Origin of the sequence: Aquisalinus flavus, assembly GCF_014640095.1 — a bacterium.
In the GTDB taxonomy this organism is placed as follows: Bacteria; Pseudomonadota; Alphaproteobacteria; order Caulobacterales; family Parvularculaceae; genus Aquisalinus; species Aquisalinus flavus.
The window spans coordinates 2,542,867-2,569,698 of record NZ_BMGH01000001.1 but is presented as its reverse complement, the minus strand read 5'-3'; the positions used below and the strand labels follow the sequence as shown (position 1 = coordinate 2,569,698).

Genomic DNA, 26,832 nt, shown 5'->3' with positions numbered 1-26,832 from the left:
GACAGACTATGTTTGGTAAGAAATCCGCCCTGCAGGAAAAGCCCGCCGCGCTGAAGCCGGCACCCTCTTCCTCGGGGAAACCTGCCGCCGCAAAGAGCGCGCCGAAGCCGGGCCCATCGGCTTCGGGAAAGCCTTCTGCAAAACCGGCCGCCAAGCCGAAGGCGGAGGCTGACAAGCCTGTCGTCGAGAACAAGCAGCAGTCGGAGAAATATTACCAGACGAAAACGACGATCTTCAATGCATTGATCGACACGATCGACCTGTCGCAGCTCGCCCAGCTCGACCCGGAGTCCGCTGCTGAAGAGATCCGCGATATCGTCAACGAGATCATCTCGATCAAGAACCTGCAGATGTCGATCGCCGAGCAGGAAGCGTTGCTTCAGGACATCTGTAACGATGTTCTGGGCTATGGTCCGCTCGAACCGCTGCTCGCGCGCGACGATATCGCCGACATCATGGTCAATGGCTCCAGCCGCGTCTTTATCGAGGTCAACGGCAAGATCCAGCTGACCAATATCCGCTTCCGCGACAACGCTCAGCTGATGAATATCTGCCAGCGGATCGTTTCCCAGGTCGGCCGCCGGGTCGATGAATCGAGCCCGATCTGTGACGCGCGTCTGCCGGACGGCTCGCGGGTCAACGTCATCGCGCCGCCGCTGTCGATCGACGGTGCTGCGCTGACCATTCGTAAGTTCAAGAAAGACAAGCTGACCATGAGCAATCTGGTCGATTTCGGCTCGATATCGCCGGAAGGGGCCAAGGTGCTTGAGATCATCGGCGGCTGCCGGATCAACACGCTGATTTCCGGCGGTACGGGCTCGGGCAAGACGACGCTGCTGAATTGCATGACCTCCTTTATCGAAACCGACGAGCGGGTCATCACCTGCGAGGACGCAGCCGAACTCCAGCTGCAGCAGCCTCACGTCGTACGCCTCGAAACCCGCCCGCCGAACCTGGAAGGCCAGGGCGAGGTGACCATGCGCGATCTCGTCAAGAACTGTCTGCGGATGCGTCCCGAGCGGATCATCGTCGGCGAGGTGCGTGGCCCGGAGGCATTCGACCTCCTCCAGGCCATGAACACCGGCCATGACGGCTCGATGGGCACGCTCCACGCCAACTCGCCGCGCGAAGCCCTGCAGCGGGTGGAATCCATGATCACCATGGGCGGCTACAACCTGCCGTCGAAAACGATCCGTGAGATGATCGTCGGCTCGATCGACATCATCATCCAGGCAGCGCGCCTGCGCGATGGCTCCCGCCGCATCACTCACATTACCGAAGTGCTGGGTACCGAAGGCGATACCGTCATCACCCAGGACCTGTTCGTCTATGACATTGACGGCGAGGATGATGACGGCAAGGTCCTCGGCCGCCACAAGTCGACCGGTATCGCCCGCCCGGCCTTCTGGGACCGCGCGCGGTATTATGGCCGCCATGCAGAACTGGCCGAAGCGCTTGACGCGGCATCGGAGTAACCATGCAGCTTGACCAGCAAACCCTCCTGATGCTGATCCTTGGCGCCGTCTGTATCGGTGCCCTTGGATATGTCTTCATGGCGCCGACGAACCAGAAAAAGGCAAGCCAGCGCGCTGCCGGTCTGGCGGGCAATAGCCGTACGGCGCAGCGCAATACCGGCAAGGGCCAGCAGGACAATACCCGTGACCGGCGCAAGCATATCCAGGAATCCCTGCGCAAGATGGAAGATGCGCAGAAAGAGCGGGCGCAGAAGCAGAAGCTCAGCCTGCACCAGAAGATCGAGCAGGCCGGGCTGAACATTTCCGAGCGCGATTTCTATGTCGCCTCCGTCATCTGCGGCGTCGGCTGCGCCCTGATCGGTTTCATCTCCGCCCAGGCAATGCATGTCATCGCCATGATGACCTTCGTCGGCGCGCTGGGCCTGCCGCGCTGGGGGCTGTTCTTCCTGAAAAGCCGTCGGCAGAAGAAATTCCTCACCGAATTTACCGGCGCCATCGACGTGATCGTGCGCGGCGTCAAATCCGGCCTGCCGGTACATGAATGCCTGAAGATCGTATCCAAGGATTCAGAACAGCCGGTACGGGCCGAGTTTGCCCTGATGATCGAGGGCCTGCGCATCGGCCTGTCCTTCGAGCAGGTCCTGGAGCGCATGTATGACCGCATGCCGCTGCCGGAAGTGAACTTCTTCTCCATCGTGCTGATCATCCAGCGCCAGACAGGCGGCAACCTCGCCGAAGCGCTGGGCAACCTTGCCACGGTGCTGCGCAACCGCAAGATGATGCAGGGCAAGGTCTCGGCGCTGTCGATGGAAGCCAAGGCTTCCGCTGTCATTCTCGGCTCGTTGCCCTTCATGGTCGGCGGCATGGTGCATATGTCGTCCCCGGAATATCTGGAGCCGCTCTGGAATACCCAGATGGGCAATTTCATCCTTCTCGGGTCTGGGCTGTGGATGTCGATCGGTATCTTCATCATGAAGAACATGATCAGCATTAAGGTCTGATTCACCGTAAACCCTTTAGGCTCGCGACCATGGAAGACTTTCTCAACGTAGTAATGGACCGGCACAACCAGATCGCCTTTCTGGCGGCTGTTGCCACGGCTGCTGCGGCGATCACCCTGCTCGGGCCGATGCTGGCGCGCGACCCCATGGCCGGGCGTCTGAAGGAAGTCAGCGACTATAAATCCCGTCTGCGCGACGAGCATCGTGAATCGCTCAAGAAAAAAGGCGGGAGCCTGCGCACGGAGACTGCAAAGGGCGTGGCCCGGGAAATCGTCGAGCAGTTCAAGCTGCTCGAATTCTTCGACGCCAAGAGCGCCGCCAGAAAACTGGCCCAGGCCGGCTATCGCGGCGAGCGCCCTGTCTTCACCTTCATGCTGGCCCGTCTCGTCATGCCGTTCGTCGCCTGCTTCGCGGTCGGCTGTTACGTCTATATCTTCAACGGGTTCGACCTCGGCAGCTTCATGCGCCTGGTCGCCACGATCGGCGCCTTCGCCGTCGGCTTTTACCTGCCCAATATCTGGCTGTCGAACAGCATCACCAAGCGCCGCCAGAAAATGCAGCTGTTCTTCCCGGATGCGCTCGACCTCCTGCTGATCTGCGTCGAATCCGGTATGTCGATCGAACATGCCTTGCAAAAGGTCAGTGAGGAAATCGCCGTGAACTGCCCGGAACTGGCGCAGGAACTGGCCCTGACGACGGCCGAACTTTCCTATCTGCCCGACCGCAAGGTCGCCTATCAGAACCTTGGCGACCGGGTCGGGACGGAGGGCATGAAATCCATCGTCACCGCCCTGATCCAGACAGAGAATTACGGCACGCCGCTGGGCCAGTCGCTGCGCGTCATGGCCGCAGAAAACCGCGAGATGCGGATGCAGGCCGCCGAAAAGAAGGCAGCCGCGCTGCCGCCGAAACTGACGGTACCGATGATCCTGTTCTTCCTGCCGGTCCTGTTCGCCATCATCCTTGGCCCTGCCATGCTGCGCGTCTTCGGCATGGATGGTGCGGAGTAGGCGGAACAACCTCACTTGGCAGCCAGACCTCTCACGGCAATGCCGGCCGCAATAGGCCGTCGCTGGATTTTTATTTTTCTTGTCATCACGGCCGAGCAAAGCGCGAGCGGGACCCCATTCGCAGAGACGGTACATTGATGAATAATTTGCTCCGCAGCCGGCTCGATTCCTTCATCATGGAGAAGCCTCTGGCATTCGGTGCTACAAATGATTCACTGGATCATTTGCAGGTCACCTCATGGTCCCGGGTTGATGCTGGCGCATCCCCCAGGAGGACAAGAGCGGCAGCACTAAACGCACCGGCAAGCAACGCTCGCGGTGTTGGAAGTATGAGGGAGCCCGTGTGTAGCGGCCATTGCCTCATTTAGAATAATAGTGACTGGCATAGCTCTCGCTACACACGGCGGCGATCGATGCGGGGCCAAAGTGCATAGCTCTCCCGCCCGGGGGCTACCCCGGGACGCCGTTCCGCCGGACGGTGCAAAGCTGTACACACCCTCAACTGCCGGCAGAAACCTGATACGCCGATGCTCCGTGCAGGTCACACATTGCGAACGGCGCCTCCACCGGGTCCTCACCCGGCTTGGGAAGGAGAATAAACGGGTTGGCGGGGGCGGGGATAAGTTATGGGGCGTGGGCGTAAGAAGTTTGTCGTTAGTAGTTTCTAGAGGCGTAAGCTACGGCCCACTAGATCGTTTCAGCGTTCTGTCGAAACGCTGAAACGATCCAGACTCCTCATTTTCCGCGTTTCCTGCCTTCAAATGATTCCATTTGAAGGCAGGTTGATCCAGGAACCAATCACACCTTACACACGAGAACGCCGCCGGAGATCTCCGGCGGCGTTCTCGTGTGCCCGTGCAAGACAGGCTCCCCCATTTTTCAGGCGCGGCGGCGTTATCCTTGCGTGTTGTCGTCGGCAAGCGAGGACAGGATCTCGTCGTTCTCTTCCTCTTCCGGCTCGACCGGCTGCGGCTGCGGTTGCAGCGGCCGTGGCTCGGTTGCTGCCGGCGCTGATGGCTGTTGCGGCGCGCTGCCACCCGGTGCTGCCTGGCCGTTGACCGTCAGCGGTACTTCATGGACCGGCGTCATGCGCGAGGCGCGGGGCGGATTGACATATTCTTCACCGAAATCCGGCAGGTCCACATTGTCGCCGGTAAATTCCTGCCAATAGGCCGGCTGGGCGACGAGCGAGCGGAAATAGGCGACATTGTTGTCGGCGATGCGCGGCGGCAGGTCGGAGCGGGCGAGGCGCTCTGCCTCGCTGGCCTTGCCAGCGAAGCCGAGCACCAGGGCGAGGTTCTGGCGCACGCGGGCCGAACCCTCGCGATTGCTGCTGGCCTTGCGCAGGGTCAGCTCGGCGCGCTGGATGTCGCCGGACAGGGCATAGGACAGGCCCTTGTTGTTCAGTATGGTGACATTGTCCGGAGACAGCGACAGGGCGATGTCATATTGGTTGCGCGCTTCGGCATGTTCGCCGATCTTGTCGAGGGCGACGCCATAGGCCGAATAGGCGCTCCAATTGCGCGGATCGGCCATGATGGCGCGTTCCAGCGGGCGCACGGCCTCGAAGGCGCGGTCATTGGCGAGCAGCACCTTGCCGAGTTCCAGGTTTACCGCGGCGTCGGTGCGAACCGTTTCGGCGAAACGGGTCATGACCTTCAGCGCTTCGTCATTGTTTTCCATGTCGCGCAGGGCTTTGGAGTACTGGACCGCAGTGTCGCTGTCGGACGGGTTGCGGTCATAGCGCGTGCCCCAATAGGCGGCCTTGGAGATGACATCCATATTGTCCGGCGAGGGGGCGCCGGACATGGCACCGAGCTGGGCGTTGAGCGCCTCGTTGGAGCGATCGAAACTGGCGGCGTCCTTGACGCCTTCGACACTCGAGCACGAGGCGAGCGCCATGGCGGAGACGCCGATCAAGACTCTATTCAGCATGCGGGACATAGTTGATCCTCACTTCAGACCTGTTACCTTTCCGGCGATCATGGCCCAAGGTGTTCAAGAAACCCTTAACCACCGCTGGCCAAACAGGTTTTTCATCCCAGTTATGTGCTTGAGACAGTCAGAGAGTTAACGAATGGTTGCCTTTAACGACGCCTATACCGCCCATGACCGGGACCGGGCCGCCAAGGCGGTGCCGGTCTATCTCGCCCCGACGGAAAATTTCGACCAGTGGCTGGAAGAGACGGCGATCGACCATTTGCCGCTGGCCAGGGCGAACAGGTTCAAGGGCCAGGCGGGCAAGGTGCTGATCGCGCAGAACGCGGTCTTTGTCGGCCTCGGCGATGGCAGCGACCCGTTCGTGACCGGCGCGGCGGCGGCGGCCCTGCCTGAAGGTGATTATGCTTTTGCCAACCCGGTCGAGGGCGAGGCGGCGCAGCTGTTCTGCCTTGGCTGGGCGCTCGGTGCGTACAAGTTCGACCGCTACAAGGAGCGCGAACAGCCCCCGGTGCTGGTGCTGGCCGAGGGCGTCGACAAGGGTGTGCTCGACCGCACGGCGGAAGCGGTCTGGCTTGCCCGCGATCTCGTCAATACGCCGACGGAGGATATGGGCCCGGACACGCTCGCCGATGCGGCCAAGGCCGTCGCCGCCCGGTTCAAGGCCAAGGTCAGCGTGATCGAGGGCGAGGCGCTGTTGAAGCATAACTTCCCGCTGATCCATGCCGTCGGCCGGGCGGCGGAGAAGGCGCCGCGGCTGATCGATTTCTCCTGGGGTGACAAGGCGGCGCCGAAGCTGACGCTGGTCGGCAAGGGTGTGTGCTTCGACACGGGCGGGCTGAACATCAAGCAGGGCAGCTACATGGCCCTGATGAAGAAGGATATGGGCGGTTCGGCCAATGTGCTGGCGCTGGCCCAGATGATCATGGCGGCGGGGCTGAACGTGCGCCTGCGCGTGCTGATCCCGGCGGTCGAGAACAATATCGCCGGCAATGCCTTCCGCCCCGGGGACGTGTTCCCGTCCCGCAATGGCATGAGCGTCGAGATTTCCAACACCGACGCCGAAGGCCGGCTGGTGCTGGCCGATGCGCTGGCGCTGGCAGTGGAGGACGCGCCGGACATGCTGTTCACTTTCGCGACGCTGACCGGGGCTGCCCGCGTGGCGCTGGGGCCGGAGGTTTCGCCATTCTATGTCCGTGACCGGCGCATTGCCGAGACGATCATGGCGGCGGGGGACAGGCTCGCCGATCCGTGCTGGCGCATGCCGCTGTGGAAGAACTATGACAGCTATCTCTCGTCGGACATTGCCGATGTGAACCACGCCGCCGACACGCCATTTGCCGGGTCGATCACGGCGGCGCTGTTCCTCAACCGCTTTGTGCCCGAGGCCATTGCCTATACGCATTTCGACATTTTTGCGTGGAACCCGAAGGACCGCCCCGGCAGGCCGAAGGGCGGCGAGGCGATGGGCATCCGCGCCGTGTTCGACATGCTCTGCGACAGGTATGGCGGGTAGCGCCGGCGCGGCGTCAGCCTATCGTCTCGGCAATGATGAATTCCGGTGCGTCGGCAAAGCCCATGAACTGGCGCATGATCGTCTGGATGGTTTCGCCCGGCATGTCCTCCGCGGCGAACCCGTCAATGTCCGTGATCTCGAAAATCTCGACATAGGCGACGGAAGGATGGCCTTCCCCGATCAGCAGGCGTTCGGTCCGGTGGGTTTCAAAGTTTGCGACCCGCGACAGGCCGCGCATGGCCGGATAGTCCGTCTCGCGCACCCAGCGTTCGAAATCGGCCTTGCTGACGTCGTCCCTCAGCCTGTACATGATGATGACCTTGGTCATGTCCTCTCTCCCTGATGAGTTCAGGCCGGGAGGATAGGGCCGGGCGGCCCGGGCCGGTATCCCCGGAACGAGTGAGACGAGAGAGGTATTGGCGATGACACCCTTCCACCTGGCATTCCCGACGACGGACCTCGAGGGCACGAGGCGCTATCTGGAGGGCGTGCTCGGTTTCACGGTCGGGCGCACCGCGGTGCGCTGGGTCGATTTCGACATTGCCGGGCACCAGGTGACCGCGCATCTTGTCGACAGCGCCGGCGAGCTGGCGACCAACCCGGTCGACGGGCGCGCCGTGCCGGCGTTTCACTTCGGCCTCGTGATGGACTGGGATGAGTGGCAGGCACTGGCCGACCGGCTGGACGTTGCGGGCACGGATTTCCGTATCGAGCCGACGATCCGGTTCAGGGGCCAGCCCGGCGAGCAGGGCACATTCTTCGTCAACATACCCGGCGGGGCGGTGATGGAATTCAAGACCTTCCGTGACAGGGCGAAGCTGTTCGCCACGGAATAGGCCTCCCGGGATCAGTCGTCGTCCGAGCACACGGTCAGCACGTCACTGACAGTCGGGCAATTGCGCTTGCGGTTGAGGTCCGGCGCATCGTCCTTGTCAGCCTTTTTCGCGTCATACTCCGCAGCGGGAACATCGGCAAAGGGTTCCCATGACAGGATGCGGCTGGCCTGGCTGTCGAGACGGCCGCCCATGCCGTAGAAATCGGTCTGGGCGATCAGCATGTCGCCGCGCTTGGCCTCGCACGCATCCCAACTGTCGCCGGTGGCGCCGCTCTCGCATTTCAGCAATGCCGAACAGCTGTTGCTGGCGCGGGAATAGGTACGCGACAATTCCGCCTCCAGCGCCTCCATCTCGCGCTGATAGGCATTGGCGCGCTTGATGTCCTGTTCCGTACGCGGCGCGACCGTGTTGACATAGAGCCGCTCGCGCGTCATCTGCCACAGGCTCTGGTACCGGGCCGCGTAAATCGCGTTCTGGGCGGTGATCTCGCCGGGCTGGCAGCTCGGTTCGTATTTCACCGGCCTGGGGTTGCCGGTGATGTTGTGGAATGAATTATCCATCGGCGTGCAGGCGGAGACGGCGAGCATGGCCGCAGCCAGCATGACGGGGACAGTCTGCATCAATCTCATAACGTCTCTCCTGCCGATGTTTCCGGCGCTGTGACCAGGGGGGGATTGGGCTGGCAGCCAAAGCCGACATTTTCCAGCCGCCGTTCGAATTTGGTATCGTCGCTCGCCGGCAGCGGATCGCCGTCGAGGCCGAGATCGGTGCGGATCGCGGTCCAGCGCGCTGTCGTGTCCAGCCGGCCATATTTCTCGACCAGCCGGCGCGCGACCGGGTGGCCGGCATCGGACGCTTCCTCGAGATAGGCGTCGGCCTGTTCCTCGTTCTCGACGACGTCGCAGACCTGGTAGCTCGACAGCACGGTGCCGGAGCCATAGAGCAGCGCCAGATTGTAGAGCGCGTCGTCATCGCCGTCGCGGGCGGCGAGCTTGAGCCATTGCAGGCCGAGATCCGTGTTCTGAACGGTGCCAAGCCCGGTGACATACATCAGGCCGAGGGTCGTGTAGGCATCGACATCGCGGGCGATCTCCGCCGCGCCGCAGATGAGATAGACGGTCTCGATCGGGGTCAGGTCGCCGGTCTCGCGGAAGCCGAATTCACGCTGGAAGCTGGTGATGGCGGCGCGGGTATTGGGGCCGTATCTGCCATCGACATCATCGCGGTAATGGCCGAGCGCCCTCAGCGCGCGCTGGCGGATGATCAGGTCGATGATGTCGCCGCCTTCGGGATTGTTCTCCGCCCCGCGGGCGATGCGGCGCAGGCTGTCCGGCGTGTACTCGCAGGTCAGGTTCAGGGCACCGAGCCGCTTGGAGGACATCACCGCATACTCGGATCCGCAGGTGCGCCCGACGGTGATCGCCTGAGTGAAATAGGCGCGGGCGGCATCGAGGGCGCCGCGGGCCATTTCTGCCTCGCCGAGATTATAGTTATAGCGGGCCTCGTCGCTGCAGGTCAGGGCGGCGAGACGGTCGCTGCAATCGGCGGGGGCGTTGGCGCCGCGGCATTCCGGCGGCAGGCCGTCATAGGTCATCTCGGTACGCGGGACGCCGCCGCCGGGACTGTCGCGATAAAATTTCGATCCGTCGGCGGACAAACCCTCTGCGCCATAGCCACGCATATCCTCGCCCGATCCGAACGAGCCGCCGGGGCGGCCGCCCTGCTTGGTACTGGCTGGCGCGGGATGGCTGGCGATGAAGCGGTCGAAATCCGCCACCGGCAGCCAGATCGTCGCAACAAGCTGATCGAGCGACAGGATGCCGGTATCGGTCAGCAGCATGTGCGGCTGCAGGCGGGACAGGCGGTCTTCAAGATGGGTCCCCGAACAGAATGCTTCGCGCCGGGTACCGGCGCGGCTGACGAGGTCGGCAAGTTCCTTTTCCCCGGCTTCGCGCTCGGCGCTCTGGTTCGCCTCCGTGATATATTTGCGCATCGTGATCTCGTTGCGCCACTGATAGGCGTTGGGCACGTTGCAGAGCGTGGCGATGTGGAAATAGCGGAACGCCTTGGCCGGGTCGGTGGCAAAGACGGGCAGGGCGGTGTCGGCCAGCGTCGTCTCCATGACCTCCGGATGGCCCTGCACCGGCTCCTGCGTGATGATCTCGCCATAAAGATAATATTGCCCGAGGGCGAGATAACCCTCGCCGCCATTGAGCTGGTGTACGGCCTCGAAGGTCTTTTGCTGTTCCGCACCCAGGTGCTTGCGCTCCTGCAGCAGGATGACGCTGGAGCGGCGCTCGCCCCGTGTCGAGGCGAAGAGATAATGCAGGGCCGCTTCGGGCGCCCGGCGCAGGGCATATTGTTCGTACAGCCCCAGATTGGCATGGTCGATGGCGCCGGCGTCGATGCTGATCGCCTTCAGCTTGCGGCTGGCGACATAGGCGGGCTCGGCCTCGACGATCCAGGGCGTCAGCGCCAGCGCTTCCGCCTCGACCCGGTCGGTCACGAGGGATGCATTGTTCTCGCGCTTTTCCTTCAATTCAACAGCCAGGGCTTGCTGGGTCTGTGCCCGCGTCAGCGCATGGGTGCTGTAGATGCCGAACACGAAAACCAGCAGGAAAAGCATGCTCATGGCGATGAGGATGAGGCTGAGCATGCCGATGCTGACAGAAGCGCGGACAGGCCCTGGCGCAGGGGGCGGCGCGCTGGTGACCGTCTTCACCGTCGAGGACGATTTTTTCGACAATGTTTCCTCGGATGTTGATGGAAACCGTCGCGGTATCTCGCAGAAATCGGGGTCGGCGGAGGTATCCGGCCCGGCGTTGCCGCCTGAACGCCTGCGATGGTCCGGCGCCGGGTCGTTCTTGAACAAACGCCGCCCTTTGGCGGGATTACGCCGGAAAAGCGGCTTGTCCCCGCGGTCGTTCCACTTCCCCATGATCCCCTACCTGCCGCACGTTACAAGACACGTGCAGCTCTCAATACCCCACAACATTGTCCACTCTATGCCAAAGGCACAAGGGCGTAAACATTAACTATAATAATGGCGCATTTATTGATCTTTGCCGCTCCGGAGGGACGAAAAGCGGGCAAATCCGGATACATGACACCGGTGACATGCGCGGGCACTTGCCCTACTGTGCCGACCAATAACGAACAGATCCAAGTGGAGGGACGAATGAGGAACATCATCGGCATTATCGCCGCGGCGGGGCTGCTCGCGCCGGCTGGCGCAGCCGCGCAGCTGGAACTGAATGACAAGGAATATTTCGAGGCGCCGGGGCTGAACGTCACCGTGTTCGCCGATTATTATCCCGATGGCCACCAGACCGGGGTGACCATCATCCAGCATGGCCAGCGCGTCGCCGCCAATGGCGATGTGCGCCTCGAAGCATCGCCGGGCCAATGGTCGCCGGTACCGAAGTCGGTGGAGCGCACCGTCGACCGCGAGACAGGCGTCATTACCCAGCGTATGGCGTATCCGGACGAATCGAAGGACCGGACTGGCTTCAACCCGATCGTCTATCCCGACCTCGAATTCGAATATGAGGTGAAGGTCCGCGCCGGTGCGGGCGACAGTGTCATCGTGTCGGTCGATCTCGACGAGCCGATCCCCGATGAATGGGCCGGCCGCATCGGCTTCAATTTCGAGCTGTTCCCGCCGCATTATTTCGGCAAGGCGTTCCTGATGGACGGCGAGAGCGGGCAGGAGGCCGGTTATTTCCCGGTACAGCCGAACGGGCCGCTGGTCGATCATCACGGCGAGACGCTTGCCGCGCCACTGGCGACGGGGACGAGCCTGAGCGTCGCGCCGGACGACCCGATGGTGTCGATGGTGATCACGTCCGAGGCCGGGCTGGAGCTGTGGGACGGGCGTACCAATCACAATAATGGCTGGTATATCGTCCGCACACCGATTCCGGCGGGTGCGACGGAAGGCGCTGTCGAGTGGACCATCACCCCCAATGTCGAGAAAGACTGGATGTATGAGCCGGTAGTACAGGTATCCCAGCTCGGCTATGGCCCCGACCAGCCCAAACGCATCCTGATCGAACAGGACAAGCGCGACCTGAAGGCCGACCGGCTGACCATCTATCGGCTGACGCCCAATGGCCGCGAGGAAGTCTCTGCCGGCACGCCTGAGGCATGGGGCGGGTTCCTGCGCTATCACTATCTCGAATATGATTTCTCCGAGATCACCGAGCCCGGCGCCTATGTCGCTGACTATCGCGGCCGGACGACCCATGCGTTCCGTATCGGGAGTGATGTGTTCGGGCGCCACGCCTGGGCACCGACACTGGAATATTACCTGCCGGTGCAGATGTGTCATATGCGGGTCAACGAGAAATATCGTGTCTGGCACGGCCTCGACCATCAGGACGACGCCCTGATGGCACCGCTCGACCTCAACCATTTCGACGGCTATGTCTCCGGACCGGAGACGATGACCCCGTTTGCGCCGGGCGAGCATGTGCCGGGCCTGAATGCGGGCGGCTGGCATGATGCAGGCGATTACGATCTGCGCGTTGAAAGCCAGATCGGCACCGTCTGGCTGCTGACGAAAATGATCGAGGAATTCGGCCTCGAGCACGACGCCACGATGATCGACCAGGACAACAAGCTGGTCGAACTGCATCAGCGCGACGGCGTCAACGACATGCTGCAGCAGGTCGAGCACGGGCTTCTGTCGGTCGTCGGCGGCTATGAATCCCTCGGCCGGCTCTATCGCGGCATCATCGTGCCGACCAACCGGCAATATGTCATGCTGGGCGAGGCGAACGACCAGACGGACGGCGTGGTCTGGGACCCGGATGCGCCCGAGCAGCGCCGCGCCGACGGCTATGACGCGATGGACGACCGCTGGGTCTTCACCGAGGACAATCCCAATCGCGAGCTGCAGGTCGCCGCAGGGCTTGCTGCTGCCTCACGCGTCATGCGCGGCTATGATGACGATCTGGCAGATCGCACCCTGGTGGCCGCACTTGGGGTCTATGATATGTCTTTCGATCGGGCAGACAGCCTGCGCAACAAGGTCTTTGTACTGAGCGAATTCTACCAGACCACCGGCGAGGCAGATTATCTTGACCGGCTGATCGCGATGCAGGACGAGATCACGGCGAATATCGCCGCGACCGGCTGGCTGATCGCACCGGCGCTCGAGATGATCGAGGATGAAGCCTTCCTCGCCGCGCTTGACGCAGCCGTCGCTGCCCATCAGGAAACGGTTCGCGCGCGTGCGACCGAGACGCCCTATGGCGTGCCCTATGAGCCCGATATCTGGGGCGCCGGCTGGACGATCCAGCGCTTCGGTGTCGAGCACTATTTCTTCACCAGGGGATGGCCGCAGCATGCGGATGAACAGCTCTATCTCGATGCGCTGAATTTCGTGCTCGGCGTTCACCCGGGGGAGAACACGATCTCCTTCGTTTCCGGGGTCGGGGCGAATTCCGCCCTGATCGCCTATGGCACGAACCGGGCCGACTGGTCGTTCATCCCGGGCGGATCGATCTCCGGCACGGCGCTGATCCGGCCGGACCTGCCCGAGCTGAAGGACTGGCCGTTCTTCTGGCAGCAGACGGAATATGTCATGGGCGGCGGCGCGACGAACTACATGTTCCTCGCCCTGGCAGCCAACGCTCTCTACGGCGAGCGGGAATAGGGGCCTGATTTCAGATCGGACCCGTGTACTGACGGAAGCCTGGCCTTAGCCGGGCTTGCCGCCCTGCAGCGGGAATATATCGAGGCCCGTTCGACAAGCCGCGGCAAGCGGCTGACCGGGACCGGCTTGGACAGGCACGGGTCGCTGGAAAAGATCTCCGGCTGCTGGCTCTCGGAATAGCCGGAAGTGACGATGAAGGGCGGGCCATCGGCTTGCAGGTTCTCGGCGATGGGGACGGAATTTTTCGATGCAATCACGGACAATCTCATCCTGACCAATCCGCGCGAGTAGACCGGGGCGTTTCCGGAAAAAGCCCCTCCCGGATTATCCGGGAGGGGCCTGGGTCGAGGCTCAGTCGGTTTCCGCAGTCGGCGTTTCCGTTTCCGGCGTTTCCGTCTCCGGTGCCCCGGCGGCGTCCGGGCCGGGCGACCACGGCGTTTTCAGATACTGGTCGAGGAAGCTGACATAGGCTTCCGAGGCCTCGATCCGGTTCTCGCGCTTGGAGAAGCCGTGGCCTTCGTCCTCGAACACCACATACTCGACCGGCACGCCATTGGCGCGCACGGCGGCGACGATCTCGTCGCTTTCGACCTGCAGCACGCGCGGGTCGTTGGCGCCCTGTACCACCAGCAGCGGTACACGGATGTTATCGGCGTGGAACAGCGGCGAGATGGCGCGGTGGCGTTCGCCATCGGTGGCCGGATCGCCCATCTCGTCGAACAGCGCCTCGCGGAAGCTCTCCCACCATGGCGGGATCGACTCCAGCGTACGGACCCAGTTCATGACGCCGAAGATGTTGACCCCGACCTTGAACACGTCCGGTTCGAAGGCGAGAGCCGCACCGACCATGTAGCCGCCATAGGACCCGCCGACGATGCCGATCTTGCCGGCGTCGACGAAAGGCTGTTCGGCCAGCCATTTCTCGGCATAGACGATATCCTGCAGATCGACATCGCCGTGGCGGCGGTCATCCATGTGGAAGAACGTCTTGCCGTAGCCGGACGAGCCGCGATTATTGGCGGCAAGCACGACATAGCCATGATTGACGAGGTGCTGGATCGTCGCGGAATAGCCGGCGCGGCTCTGGCCGCCGGGGCCACCATGGACCCAGACCAGCGCCGGGGCGGGATTGGCCTCCGCGCCATGGGGCACGTAAAGAACGCTCGGGATTTCCAGCCCGTCAAAGCTCTCATAGCGGATGATCCGTGCGTCAACGAGGTCGTCCTCGTCGATTGCCGGGTTGAGCGCGTCGGTCAGCTGCGTGATCTCGCCGGTTTCCAGGTCGGCGATCATGACATTGCTGGGCGAGGTGTCGCTCGACAGCATGAAGGCGATCTTGCTCTCGTCGCGCGAGAACCGCACGCTGCCGATATCGCCGGCGGGCAGGTCGATGGCGTCGAGCGGTTCGCCGGTCGCGGTCTCGATGATCTTCAGCGTCGTGCGGGCATCCTCGTTGATGGCATGGACGCGATAGTCCCCGGACGGAGAATAAAGGACATACATGACATCCCAGTCCTCGGCGATCAGTTCGGCTTTTTCGCCGGTCGCGACGTTATGGGTCCAGGCCTGGCTGAACTCGCCGAACTCGTCGGTCGAATAGACGAGCTGCGTGCCGTCGGGCGTGAAGCCATAGGCGCCATAGGCGATATTGCCCTCATGCGGCGTGATGTGCACCGGCGCCGCGCCGCTTTCGAGATCGGCGAGATAGAGGTCGGAATCGGCCGAGGTGCGCGGCCGCACGAGGGCGAGGCTTGTGCCGTCGCCGCTGACAGCTGCGATCTCAAAGCCCTCATCGTTCTGGAAGACGAGTTCACGCTGGAAGCTTTCCGTGTCGTACTCATAGAGGTCGAAGAAACGGGCATCGCGCTCATTGGTGGTGACGTAGAAGGACAGGGCATCGTCGCTCCAGCCGGCGAAGCTGGCCTTGACCGCGTCGCCCGGGGTCAGGTCGACAGAGGTGCCGTCCTCGTCGATCAGGTAGATGTGGGTGAGTTCGTCGCCGCCTGAGTCATGGGTGACGAGAATGCGGTCGTCGCCGGGGAAGTAGGACAGGGCGAAGGTTGAATCGGTGCCTGACTGCGTCAGCGTCGCCGGCTCGCTGCCATCGACCGGCAGGGAATAGGCGTTGAAGATGCCGGTCTCGTCGGAATGGACGAGGATGGCGTCATCATCCGGCGAGAAGGCGTAGCCTGCGGAACTGGCCATGCCGAAGCTGGTCGTCTCGAAAAAGGCGGCTGCCGCATAGGTCTCGACGGTGCGGGTTTCCGCTTCCGGTGCCGTTTGCTCACCGGCAGACGCGACTTTCTCGCTGGTGCAGGCCGTGAGCAGGGCGCAGCCGGTGGCGGCGCCCATCAATGTCTGGATCAGGTGGGTGTGGTTCATGGATGTCCCCTTCTTGCCGTTACCCTCTGATATGACTCTATGGGAGATGGGGGCGCCTGTCAGCACAAAGGTTAGCGCCGGGCCGGCCCGCCGGGATTACCGGAGGATATTCGATATGGCGACCCTGATCTCCCGGATCTTCTCGCCATCGAGCGGGCCGAGAATGCCGCGCCGTTCCTCGGGTATATGCGCCGCAGGGTCACCTTGTTCGTGAAAGACATAATGGTCGAACAGGGTTTTCCACGCGGCCCGGTGGACCGGTGGCAGGGCCTTCACGGTGAGCATGGCGTGCAAGAGGGCATCGCGCGGCTGGCCGCGCCCGTCATTGCCGGGCTTCCACCAGTAATTGATGAGCATGTTGATCTTTTCCAGCGAGCGCACATGGTGCCACCAGAGATAGGGGATGAAGATGGCGTCGCCGGGCGCCAGTTCGGCCGATCGTGCCGCCTCCATCGCCCGGGTAAAGCGCGGGAACCGCTCGAGGTCGGGAGCGTCGAAATCGACCAGGCTGATCGGCACGCCTGCCGGGGTCATCTCGAACTGTCCGATGTAAAGATTGGCGACCTGTTCCGGCGGGAACAGGGTGAAGAGGCGCCGGCCTGCCGCAACGCAGGCGATGTTCTCCGACGGGTCCTGATGGGCGGCGATGGTCACGGAATTGCCGAGCCAGAGGCGCGGGCTGATCGCGCTGTCGAGAAGTGGCATCGGATTTCTCTCCGCGAACCCGGGCAGATAGTCATGCATCGGCACCGACTGGATGGCATAGGCCAGCGGCCGTCTGTCATTCTCATGGTCGATCAGATAGTCGAGCGACGATGCAATCGGGATCTGCTCCATCCGGAAATTGAGGCCGCTCATGTCCTCATTGTAGAACAGCCGCCCTTTCAGCGACGGCGGACCTGTGGCAGTGCTGACCGCGGCACCCTGGTCGAAATTCCGGATATAGTCGAGGACCTCGCGGCCCGAGGAGCGCCCTGCCTCGACCACCGGCCAGCCGGTGACGAGGCCACGCATGACCACGGGCTCGCCGGCGGGGAGGATTTCGGTCTGGAATATCTCGGCCGTGACGTCTGTGCGTTCGGCGATCGGGCGGGGCGAGGGAAGTTCCATAATACTCAGATCTTGCCGGTTCGGACGGAGGGGTTGCCGGAGTGGCTTTACAACAGGACTTGATCGCCGTCGGGGCATCAGGTCACCCATACAAACGGCAATTGCGCGAAAAATCAAACTGTCATGATGAGGCATCGAGGCCCTGAGCGGCATCGCGCACGCTCTACCCGGTACGGGATGTGGGCGCTACCAGACACCGCTCGCGTTGGCGCTATCATCACAGGCAGTCCACTGCGTCTTTTTAGCACCAACCACCATAAAAATTCCCGCTTTCGGGGCGTTTGAGGCGATATCCGGCGGTTTTGGAGCGGCCCCTGTCAGAATCCGCTTGATTGATAAATTTGAAATATCTATCAGTGGAATGTGAAATTGCAGCAATGTTGGTGTTCCGCGCCGCCAGAGCAAAAAAACGCGGTCGCCAGTTGCAGTTAACATAAAAAACGTCGGGAAAACCGACGGGACGGGAAACGCCTCGCGACTGATCGCAGACAATTCTTGTCCAACCGCAATGTCCGGTGACTGTGCGGAGAAAAGATTTGGGAGCGTAAACATTCAGTGCCAATGGGAGGGCAAGGGAAATGAAATCACTAAACTCTAGTTCCAAAACGAGGGCCTGGGCCCTTACGGGTGCGTCCGCGCTCGTGCTCGGTGTCGCGGGTATCCCGTTCGCACCGTCAATGGCCTTCGCGCAAGATGACGTTGAGGCAACCGACGAAAACGAAGAAATTGAAAGCGACGATACAATCGTCGTGACGGGCGTGCGCTCATCGCTTCGGTCTGCCCAGCAGATCAAGCGCAGCGCCGACACTGTTGTCGACTCCATTACCGCGACCGACATCGGCGCGTTCCCGGACAAATCCATCGCCGAAGCGCTGCAGCGCGTTGCCGGTATCACGGTGAACCGCTTTGCCGCCTCGAGCGACACGGCACACTTCTCCGCCGAGCCGTCGGGCGTTATCGTTCGCGGCCTGCAGCAGGTCCGTTCCGAGTTCAACGGCCGTGACACCTTCTCCGCCAACTCCTCGCGCGGCCTGTCCTGGTCCGACATCTCGCCGGAGCTGATGGCCGGTGTCGACACCTACAAGAACCAGACTGCCGAGCTGATCGAGGGCGGTATCGCCGGTACGATCAACCTGCGCACCCGCGTGCCGTTCGACTCCAATGGCCGCCTGATCGCGCTGTCTGCCAACGCCAACTACAACAACCTTGCCGAAGCGACGACGCCGGAAATTTCCGGCATCTTCTCCGATCGCTGGGACACCGAGATCGGTGAGTTCGGCATCATGGCGAACGCTGCCTTCTCCGAGGTCCAGACCAAGTCGGAAGGCGTCCAGCTCTATCGCGCCAACCGTTTCGGCGTGAATTACCAGGCCGACGAGAATGGCGTGTATTCGCAGAATGATCGCGAATGCGGTGTCAACATCTTCACCGCCGATGGCCGCAATATCCAGTACAACGCGCCCGGCTTTGCCATTTACGACGACCTGCGTTGTAACAATAACGGCCAGATCGACGAAAGCGATGGCATCTTCTTCCTGCCGTCCCAGATCTTCGTTCGTGACAACACCTATTACCGTGAGCGGACCGGTGTGTCCCTCGCCGCCCAGTGGCAGGATCCGAGCAAGAAATGGCTGGCAACGGCTCAGTATCAGCGCTCCGAATATGATCAGCGCTGGGAAGAATATGTCGTGTTTGGCGTCCCGGCCGACTTCTCCTTCGGTCAGTCGATCTTCTATGTCGTGCCGAACCAGGACATCAACGCCGATGGCGTCAGCCTTGGCGACCCGCGTCCGCCGCAATGGCTGGCCGGTACCGATCCGTTCACGTTCAACAATGATGGTCTGTTCCAGCAAGGCACGATCGTCAACGACACAGGCTGGTGGGGCTCTGACAGCACCGCCGCTTCCCGCTTCCTGTCGAACGGCGACGGCGAAGCTCTCGTCAATCCCTGCTATGGCTGGAACGGCTGCGCGCCGCGTCAGCGTGGTACGGACATCCTGACCGAGAGCCGCTCGAACAATAACACCAACCTGACGGAAGATTTCGGCTTCAACCTGAAATTCGCCCCGACGGACCGTCTGCGCTTCAACTTCGACGCCCAGTATGTCGATGCGTCGGTGTCGAACTATGACATCACCGCAGCCCTGCAGACATTCGGTAACCTGACGCTCGACCTGACCGGGGACATTCCGGATATCGGGATCGCTCCGGGTATCAACATCAACTACACTGACGGTGAAGCAGCCGGTGCGGCAAACACCAATGCCGAATATCAGTCGAACACCTATGACAATTCGGTGTTCGGGGATCCGAGCAACTACTTCATCAAGCACATCATGGACCATATCGAAGACTCCGAAGGCACGGAAACGGCCTTCCGCGGCGATGTGGAATATGATGTCGAAAATGGCTGGGTGCGCTCGGTCAAGCTCGGGGCGCGTTATGCCAACCGCGAGCAGCTGATCCGCAACTCGACCTATAACTGGCAGAACGTCGCCAACAACTGGACCGAAGGCAACGCAGCCTATGCGAACCCGAATGCCGGTCCGGTTGCTTCTGCTGACCTGTTCAGCGGCGTCCAGGGTCGTTTCGGTCCGGATGGCTTCCTCGGCTATCAGCCGGGCGGTGTCGAAACCCTGCCCTTCGGTATCGATCTCGGTGGCACGGATCTCGGTCCGGACGAGTGGGTCTTCTTCAACATGGACCTGCTGCAGGATCGCGAAGGGTTTGCCAATGCCTTCGGTCGTGAGGCTGTCGGCGGTATCGGCAATGACGGCCACTGGTCGCCGATCTGCTCCGGCGGTGGCGAGCGTGGTCCGAATGCGGCCAACCCGGCGTTCCGCGAAATGCCAGGTTCCTGCTACGGTCCGGGCGAAATCGCGGACGTTCAGGAGGAAACCTTCGCCGGTTATGCCCAGCTCAATTTCGGCGGCTCCGATACAGAGCTGTTCGGCATTCCGTTCAGCGGTAATATCGGCGTGCGTTACGTCGAAACCAATAACTCCAGCACGGGCAGCCTGATCATCCCGACCCTGCCGGATGTCTACTTCGCCGAATACGAAGTCGCCACCGATACGGATACGGGCGATCCCATTCTTGACCCGGATACAGGCGAAACGACCTATCGTGTGACGAGTAATATCCTGCCACGCACGTTCGAAAACCTCGCCTGCTATCGCCTGGCTCCTCGTGCCGATCAGGAAACGGGTGATCTCAGTGCACCGCCGGTCGCATTCACGCCGGGTTGCTACGTCTCCCAGGATCAGTTCAACTTCCTGAGCGGTGGCAACATCGAAACAACGACGGAGCAAAAGCACGAGCACTGGATGCCGAGCTTCAACATCAAGTTTGACCTGTCTGAAGAATGGCTGATCCGTTTTGCTGCCTCCCGTGCCATGTCCCGTCCGGATATCGGTACGTTGCGGAACTTCGCCAATGTTGGCGTATCGGTTCCAAACGCATCGGGTGACTTCGATCCACAGCTCTATTCGACCAACAGCGCGGGTGAAATCACGGGCATCACGCCGATCTATCGCGGTTCTGCCCAGAACCCGTTCCTGGCACCGGTTATGGCGAACCAGTTCGACATCTCGCTCGAGCGTTACTTCGCCGATGTGGGCTCGTTCTCCTTCGCCGTCTTCTACAAGGAGTTCGAGGACTATATCCAGGTCGGTGAGTATGAGCGTGAAGTCACCAATAATGGCGTCACCGAAACGGCTCTGATCCGTGGTCCGCTCAATGGCGAAGGCGCCTCCATCCAGGGCTTCGAAGTTGCCTATCAGCGCTTCTTCGACTTCCTGCCCTCCCCATGGGATGGCTTCGGCGTCCAGGCCAACTACACCTTCGTCGACAACCAGGGCGTCTCCACTGACCGGGTCGTCAGCGATGGTCCGAGTGGCGATGGCGAGGACAGTGGCCAGGTTGGCGGCGGTGCCGAGAACCAGGTCCAGGTCGATCGCCTGGAAGGTCTCTCCGATCACTCCTACAACCTCGTCGGCATGTACGAGAAAGGTCCGTTCGCGGCCCGTCTCGCCTACAACTGGCGCAGCGAGTACATGATCACGGCTCTCGACTGCTGTGTGGCCACGCCGATCTGGAACGAAGAGCAAGGCTTCCTTGACGCGTCGCTCCGCTACCGCGTGAACGACAATGTCGAGCTCAGCGTTCAGGGTCAGAACCTTCTGAACACCAAGACGGTGACAGAATCCCAGGTTCAGAACTCTTCGGAAGGCGGCTTCCGCCTGCCGGGTTCGACCTTCCAGAACGATGTCCGCTACACCTTCGGTGTCCGGATGAAGTTCTAGTCATTGCCTGAGGGCCTGACTTAACGTCACCCCTCTCGCGGCTTGCGATACCGGTCCGACCGGGTCGCGATGTCGCGGGAGGGGTGATTTCGTTTCGGACACGGTGTATTATCGGATACCAGCAGGATAAATTGTGTCATGGATACTCCCCTGAATATCGTCATCGTCGGCGGCGGCACGGCCGGTTGGTCCGCTGCCGCGGCGATTGCCGGTATCGTGTCGCGCAATGTCGCATCCGTCCGCCTGATCGAGTCCGAGGAAATCGGCACGGTCGGCGTCGGCGAGGCGACCCTGCCGCACATGAAGGAATTCAACGACCATATCGGCGTCATCGAGGCCGACATGATGCAGCAGGCGAACGCGACCTTCAAACTGGGCATCGAGTTCGTCGACTGGGGCTTCAAGGGCTCTTCCTATATTCACCCTTTCGGGGTGCACGGGCAGCCGATCGGCGGCGCGAGATTCCACCACCAATGGGTCCGCGCGACGCAGAGCGGCCATGAGACAAATTTGCAGGATTACAGCTATCCGATCGTCGCCAGCCGCGCCGGCAAGTTCGATTTTCCGTCCAAGGATCAAAACCAGATCAGCTCAACCTATTCCTATGCCTATCATTTCGATGCGGCGCTTTATGCCGGCTATCTGAGGCGGTTTGCCGAACGGCGCGGCGCGGTGCGCACCGAGGGCAAGGTGACGGATGTCTCCCTTGACGGCCAGAGCGGCGATATCGCCTCGGTCACGCTGGAGAGCGGCGAGGTCGTGACGGCGGATCTGTTCATCGATTGCACCGGGTTCCGCGCCCTGCTGATCGGCGAGACGCTGGGCGTGGCCTATCAGGGCTGGTCGAAATGGCTGCCCTGTGACCGCGCGGTTGCCGTGCCGTGCGACCGGCTGCCGGGGAAACTTCTTCCGTATACCCGGTCGACGGCGCGCGCCGCCGGCTGGCAATGGCGCATCCCGCTGCAAAGCCGGACCGGCAATGGCTATGTCTATGCCAGCGACTTCATCAGCGATGATGAGGCTGCGAGCACGCTGTTGTCGAATCTGGATGGCGCAGCGCAGAGCGATCCGCGCTTCCTGAAATTCAGGGCCGGGCGCCGTGTCGCGTCATGGCAGAAAAACTGCGTTGCCATCGGGCTGTCGAGCGGGTTCCTCGAACCCCTGGAATCGACGTCGATCTATCTGATCCAGCAGGCCATCACCACCTTGCTGACCCTGTTCCCGCGCAAGACGGTCGATCCGGCGCTGCGGGCCGAGTTCAATCGTCGCGTCGATCTGGAATATGACCGTGTACGGGATTTCCTGATTCTGCACTATTACGCCAATGCGCGCGACGATGCCGAGCTCTGGCGCTATTGCCGGTCGATGGAGGTGCCCGACAGCCTGCTCGAGAAGCTCGAATTCTTCCGCAGCACCGGGCATATCGAAACCTATACCGCCGGGCTGTTCACGCCGGCGAGCTGGCTGGCGGTCTATGTCGGCCAGGGCGTCATGCCGCAGCGCTATGACCGCCAGGCGGACAAGCAGCCGCTCGAGGAAATGCTGGGAGAAATCCGCAAATTGCGCGCCCAGATTGCCGAGCGCGTCGATCGCATGCCAAGCCATGGAGTCTTCGTCGAGGATTATTGTCCGTCCAATGACGTTCCTGCCGCCATTGCGGAGGCCGTTGAATGAGCAAGCCTGTCGAAACCATTGTCATTGTCGGGCGCGACGCCGCCTTGTGGCTGACTGCCCTCGGCCTGCAGCGCGCCTATGGCCGGGCGGGCGTCGAGATCAAGGCGATCGAGCTGCCGACGCTGCTTCAGCCCCATGACGTTTTGAGTGCCCTGCCGACGGCCTCTGGCCTGCACGGATTGCTCGGTATCGCCGAGAACAATGTCTTCAGGTTTGCCGGGGCATCCTATGCGCTCGGGCAGCGATTTGCCGGCTGGTCGGGTTCCCGCCCGCCCTTCATGCACGCCTATGATTCGACCGGTACCCGTTTCGGCCATGTCGACTTCGTTCATTTCTGGCAGAAGGCGCGGCTGTCCGGCATGAATGTGCCGTTTGAGAATTTCTCGATCGGCGCGGTCGCGGCGGCGCAGGGGCGCATTGCCGATCTGCGCGAATCCGCGACGCCCTTCTCCAAGGCGTCCCAGGGCTTCAACCTCGATGCCCTCAGCTATGTGCATCTGCTCAAGGCCTACGCCCTGAAAAGCGGCATCGCCCATACGCAGGGCCTGCTGCAAGAGGTGACTATTGCGGACGGCGCGATCGGATCGGTCGCCCTGTCCGACGGCTCCGTCCATGACGGCGACCTTTTCGTCGACGCCACCGGGCCGGAGGCGGCCCTGATCGGCCAACTCGGCGGGGCGGCGCCTGACTCCTGGGACCATCTTTATCCGTGTAACCGCATGATGGCTCTCGCGGGCGAGCCGCTGTCGCCGCTGCCTTCCTATAGCCAGGTCCAGGCCTTCAGGGGCGGATGGCTGGGCATGTTCCCCCTGCAGGGCCGCACCGCGCTTGTCGCTGTCTATGCCGACGACGAATTGTCCGATGATGACATGATGGAAACGGTGCCGGTTCTGTCCAGCATGACGGTCTCGGGCAATGCGGTGGTCAGCACGCTGAACACCGGCCTGCGCCGGGACGCATGGGTGGGGAACTGTATCGCCATGGGCGATGCTGCCGTGCAGCTGGAGCCTCTCGATGCGGTTTCCCTGCATAGTCTGCATATCGGGCTTTCGCTGCTGGTCGATCATTTCCCGGGAACTGCCGGCGCGATGCCCGAGGCGCGGCTGTATAACCGGAAATTCGCTAGCCACATGGAGAATATCCGCGACTTCCAGCTTGCCCATTACCGCCTGAACCAGCGCTATGACGAACCGGTCTGGGACAGGGCGCGGCACCAGGAAACACCCGAACGGCTTGCCTACAAGCTCGGCACCTTCAAGGCGACCGGCCAGGTGCCGGACTATGACGACGAGACTTTCGACAAGGAGAACTGGATCTCGATCATGATCGGTCACAATCATCTTCCCGACCAGTACCATCCGCTTGTCGATGGCGTGGCCGAGGCGGAGTTGATGCAGCGCTTTCAGGCGATGCTGAACTTCATCGCCGAGGAAGTTTCGGAAATGACGTCCCTTTCGGCGCATATGGAACTGTATGCGCCGCAAAAACCCAGAAGCTCATTCTAGGATCAGCACCATGCAGAAGAAAATACGGAAAATCGTGATTGTCGGCGGCGGTACCTCGGGATGGATGGTCGCCGCGGCGCTCGCAAAAACTCTCGGTACGCATCACCACGACATAACCCTCGTCGAATCCGAGATGATCGGTACTGTTGGCGTGGGCGAGGCCACGATCCCGCAGATCGCCCTGTATAACAATGTGGTCGGCATCGACGAAGCCGAGATCATGCGCGAGACCAATGCGACCTTCAAGCTGGGCATCGAGTTTCGCGACTGGCGCAAGCACGGTCACAGCTATTTCCACCCCTTCGGCTTTTACGGCGTCGACATGGGCGGGATCAGTTTCTCCCATTACTGGCTGCGCTGGAAGAAGGCCGGCGGCAATCTCGACTATACCAAGTTCAATGTCGAAACCGAGGCGGCGCGCGAGGAGAAATTCCTCAGGACCAATGACGACAAGAATATTCACATGCCGTCGGTCAATTACGCCTACCAGTTCGATGCCAGCCTTTACGCGAAATATCTGCGCATGATTTCCGAGAAACGCGGTGTACGGCGCATCGAAGGAAAGATCGTCGATGCCACCCAGAATGCTGAGAGCGGCCATGTCGAAAGCGTCAAGCTGGAGGGCGGCAAGACGATCGAGGGCGACTTTTTCGTCGACTGCTCCGGCTTCCGCGGCCTGCTGATCGAGCAGGTGTTCAAGGCCGGCTATCATGACTGGAGCGCCATGCTGCCGGTCAACAAGGCTGTCGCCGTGCCCTGCGCAAAGAACGGCCCGCCGCTGCCCTATACGCGGTCCACGGCCCGCGAGGCCGGCTGGCAATGGCGCATTCCGCTGCAGCATCGCACCGGCAATGGCTATGTCTTTTCCGGCGAATTCATCAGCGAGGACGAGGCGACGGCACGATTGCTGTCTTCCCTCGACGGCGAACCGCTGGCCGACCCGAAGGTCCTGCGGTTCACCACGGGCGTGCGCAAGAAGAGCTGGATCAAGAATGTCGTGTCCGTCGGCCTGTCGAACGGTTTCCTCGAGCCGCTCGAGTCGACGTCGATCCACCTCATCCAGGTCGCAATCGCGAAAATCCTCGCCATGTTCCCCGGCGACGGGATTCAGGAGAGCCTCGTCGATCAGTACAACGAGGAAATGCACTGGGAATATGATCATGTGAAGGATTTCCTGATCGCGCATTACCATGTGACAGAACGTGACGACACGCCGTTCTGGAATTATGTGCGCACGATGGAAATTCCCGACGAGCTGAAGCGGCGCCTCGAGACCTTCCGTAATCGCGGCGAGACGCTGTGCCACAAGAGCGAATTGTTCAAGGAAGTCAGCTGGTTTGCCGTGCTTTACGGGCAGGGGCTGGAGCCGAAAGGCTATCATCCGGTGGCGAATTCGATTTCCGAGGATGATCTGAAACTGCGGCTCGCAAAGATCCGCTCTGGCATCCAGGACAGGCTCAACGGCATGCCGGCCCACCAGGAGTTCATCGACCACTATTGTGCCGCAAAATCCCTGATGTCGGCCTGACACAAAAAAAGGCGCCGAAACACTGTTCCGGCGCCTTTGCAGTGCTGATCAGTGCCGGGAGCTATTCAGTCCCCGTCAGGACCCAGGCGATCCCGCCGGCGACATGGTCGAGGAAAACCGGATCGGAATAGGTTTCGATCGTATGGCCCATCGAGGTGTAGAACACCCGGCCGCCATCGAATTGCTGCGCCCACGAGATAGGCTTGTCGGCACCGGCCGGCTCCCCGATCGATTCCGGATCGAGCGTGACCAGCAGGTCCACGGACGGATCAAAGTCGGCAATCCAGTACCATTCATCGGTGCGCGAAAATACCGGGTCCATATGGGTCGTGGCGGGATGGTCGCTATTGACCACGGACAGCTCGCCCATCGGCGTGCCCTCCGGATGGCTTTCGAAATAACCGCCCATCATGTCGCCATACCAGTCCCAGCTGTAATGGGAATCCGAGGCGCCATGGATGCCGACGATCCCCTTGCCGGCGCGGACAAAGTCCTGCAGGGCATCCCGCCGCTCGCCGATGAGCCATTCATTTTCCACTTCGTTGCCGGTGGTGGAATTGAGGAAGATGATCGCATCGAACCGGGCCAGGTCCTCTGCGTTGAAGATCGCCGGATCCTCGCTGTTCACCACGGTGTAGCCTTCGCGCTCGCCAAGCGCCGTCAGCGCCTCGACACCGGCAGGGATCGAGTCGTGCACCCAGCCTGTCGCCAGGGAAAAGAGCAGAATTTGCGTATCGCCGTCCGCGGATGCGCCGTCGCCCGGCTCGGCATCGCTGCAGGCGCCGGCGGCCAGCAGGCAGAAAGCGCCCGCAAGAGCAGTTGTATACTTCGAGATCATCATCGTTCCTTCCCTGATTTTTGGATGCCGGACCATAACATGCGCCGCCGCCGATC

Annotated in this window: 19 protein-coding genes; 10 read left to right on the top strand and 9 right to left on the bottom strand. The window is 61.7% G+C overall.

Going from position 1 to position 26,832, the window contains the following annotated elements; genetic code table 11:
* Positions 1–8 precede the first annotated feature (8 nt).
* The 3 genes from IEV88_RS11620 to IEV88_RS11610 are packed head-to-tail and all read left to right on the top strand — an operon-like array spanning position 9 to position 3,486.
* Positions 9–1,475 carry a TadA family conjugal transfer-associated ATPase gene (locus IEV88_RS11620; protein ID WP_188158289.1) on the top strand — a complete coding sequence of 489 codons (1,467 nt, stop codon included), beginning with the start codon at positions 9–11 and terminating at the stop codon, positions 1,473–1,475.
* A 2-nt stretch (positions 1,476–1,477) separates the two neighbouring features.
* Positions 1,478–2,476: a type II secretion system F family protein gene (locus IEV88_RS11615; protein ID WP_188158290.1), complete on the top strand. Its 999-nt coding sequence runs from the start codon at positions 1,478–1,480 to the stop codon at positions 2,474–2,476.
* A 29-nt stretch (positions 2,477–2,505) separates the two neighbouring features.
* Positions 2,506–3,486: a type II secretion system F family protein gene (locus IEV88_RS11610; protein WP_188158291.1), complete on the top strand. Its 981-nt coding sequence runs from the start codon at positions 2,506–2,508 to the stop codon at positions 3,484–3,486.
* 894 nt (positions 3,487–4,380) lie between these two features.
* Here IEV88_RS11610 and IEV88_RS11605 read toward each other — a convergent pair.
* The gene (locus tag IEV88_RS11605) at positions 4,381–5,421 is read right to left on the bottom strand and encodes a tetratricopeptide repeat protein (protein WP_188158292.1); all 1,041 of its coding nucleotides are present in this window, start codon (positions 5,419–5,421) and stop codon (positions 4,381–4,383) included.
* A 142-nt stretch (positions 5,422–5,563) separates the two neighbouring features.
* Here IEV88_RS11605 and IEV88_RS11600 point away from each other — a divergent pair, with 142 nt between their 5' ends.
* On the top strand, positions 5,564–6,940 hold the full coding sequence (locus tag IEV88_RS11600) for a leucyl aminopeptidase family protein (protein WP_188158293.1): 1,377 nt from the start codon (positions 5,564–5,566) through the stop codon (positions 6,938–6,940).
* A gap of 13 nt (positions 6,941–6,953) precedes the next feature.
* On the opposite strand, the gene IEV88_RS11595 is transcribed toward IEV88_RS11600, so the two are convergent.
* Positions 6,954–7,268, bottom strand: coding sequence for a RedY/HapK family protein (locus tag IEV88_RS11595; protein WP_188158294.1), 315 nt, complete (start codon positions 7,266–7,268; stop codon positions 6,954–6,956).
* Between the two features lie 94 nt (positions 7,269–7,362).
* On the opposite strand from IEV88_RS11595, the gene IEV88_RS11590 reads away from it, so the two are divergent.
* A complete protein-coding gene (locus IEV88_RS11590; RefSeq protein WP_188158295.1) occupies positions 7,363–7,776 on the top strand; it encodes a VOC family protein in 414 nt (137 codons plus the stop codon).
* Between the two features lie 11 nt (positions 7,777–7,787).
* Here the strand turns inward: IEV88_RS11590 and IEV88_RS11585 are convergent, their stop codons facing one another.
* Both IEV88_RS11585 and IEV88_RS11580 read right to left on the bottom strand, forming a co-directional pair.
* Positions 7,788–8,405: a hypothetical protein gene (locus IEV88_RS11585; RefSeq protein WP_188158296.1), complete on the bottom strand. Its 618-nt coding sequence runs from the start codon at positions 8,403–8,405 to the stop codon at positions 7,788–7,790.
* A complete protein-coding gene (locus IEV88_RS11580) occupies positions 8,402–10,648 on the bottom strand; it encodes a peptidoglycan-binding protein (protein ID WP_188158297.1) in 2,247 nt (748 codons plus the stop codon). The genes IEV88_RS11585 and IEV88_RS11580 overlap by 4 nt, the downstream gene beginning before the upstream one ends.
* A 306-nt stretch (positions 10,649–10,954) precedes the next feature.
* Between IEV88_RS11580 and IEV88_RS11575 the strand changes: the two genes are divergently transcribed.
* Complete coding sequence (locus IEV88_RS11575; RefSeq protein WP_188158298.1) at positions 10,955–13,435, top strand: glycoside hydrolase family 9 protein; 2,481 nt, start codon at positions 10,955–10,957, stop codon at positions 13,433–13,435.
* Here the strand turns inward: IEV88_RS11575 and IEV88_RS11570 are convergent.
* From IEV88_RS11570 to IEV88_RS11555, 4 genes are all read right to left on the bottom strand, one after another.
* Complete coding sequence (locus IEV88_RS11570; protein ID WP_188158299.1) at positions 13,417–13,692, bottom strand: response regulator; 276 nt, start codon at positions 13,690–13,692, stop codon at positions 13,417–13,419. The two genes, IEV88_RS11575 and IEV88_RS11570, sit on opposite strands and share 19 nt — an antisense overlap.
* A gap of 94 nt (positions 13,693–13,786) precedes the next feature.
* Positions 13,787–15,817, bottom strand: coding sequence for a S9 family peptidase (locus IEV88_RS11565; RefSeq protein ID WP_206711186.1), 2,031 nt, complete (start codon positions 15,815–15,817; stop codon positions 13,787–13,789).
* 96 nt (positions 15,818–15,913) lie between these two features.
* Positions 15,914–16,927: a cupin-like domain-containing protein gene (locus IEV88_RS11560; protein WP_188158300.1), complete on the bottom strand. Its 1,014-nt coding sequence runs from the start codon at positions 16,925–16,927 to the stop codon at positions 15,914–15,916.
* Positions 16,928–17,113: 186 nt separating this feature from the next.
* Positions 17,114–17,479 (bottom strand): hypothetical protein, encoded by a 366-nt coding sequence (locus tag IEV88_RS11555; RefSeq protein WP_188158301.1) that lies wholly within the window; start codon positions 17,477–17,479, stop codon positions 17,114–17,116.
* 26 nt (positions 17,480–17,505) lie between these two features.
* Here IEV88_RS11555 and IEV88_RS11550 point away from each other — a divergent pair, with 26 nt between their 5' ends.
* From IEV88_RS11550 to IEV88_RS11535, 4 genes are all read left to right on the top strand, one after another.
* A complete protein-coding gene (locus IEV88_RS11550; RefSeq protein WP_188158302.1) occupies positions 17,506–21,231 on the top strand; it encodes a TonB-dependent receptor in 3,726 nt (1,241 codons plus the stop codon).
* Positions 21,232–21,369: 138 nt separating this feature from the next.
* Positions 21,370–22,905: a tryptophan halogenase family protein gene (locus IEV88_RS11545; RefSeq protein WP_188158303.1), complete on the top strand. Its 1,536-nt coding sequence runs from the start codon at positions 21,370–21,372 to the stop codon at positions 22,903–22,905.
* Positions 22,902–24,410, top strand: coding sequence for a tryptophan 7-halogenase (locus IEV88_RS11540; RefSeq protein ID WP_188158304.1), 1,509 nt, complete (start codon positions 22,902–22,904; stop codon positions 24,408–24,410). Before IEV88_RS11545 ends, IEV88_RS11540 begins: the two co-directional genes overlap by 4 nt.
* 10 nt (positions 24,411–24,420) lie before the next feature.
* Positions 24,421–25,938, top strand: coding sequence for a tryptophan halogenase family protein (locus IEV88_RS11535; protein WP_188158305.1), 1,518 nt, complete (start codon positions 24,421–24,423; stop codon positions 25,936–25,938).
* Between the two features lie 61 nt (positions 25,939–25,999).
* Here the strand turns inward: IEV88_RS11535 and IEV88_RS11530 are convergent, their stop codons facing one another.
* A complete protein-coding gene (locus IEV88_RS11530) occupies positions 26,000–26,779 on the bottom strand; it encodes a ThuA domain-containing protein (protein WP_188158306.1) in 780 nt (259 codons plus the stop codon).
* Positions 26,780–26,832 lie beyond the last annotated feature (53 nt).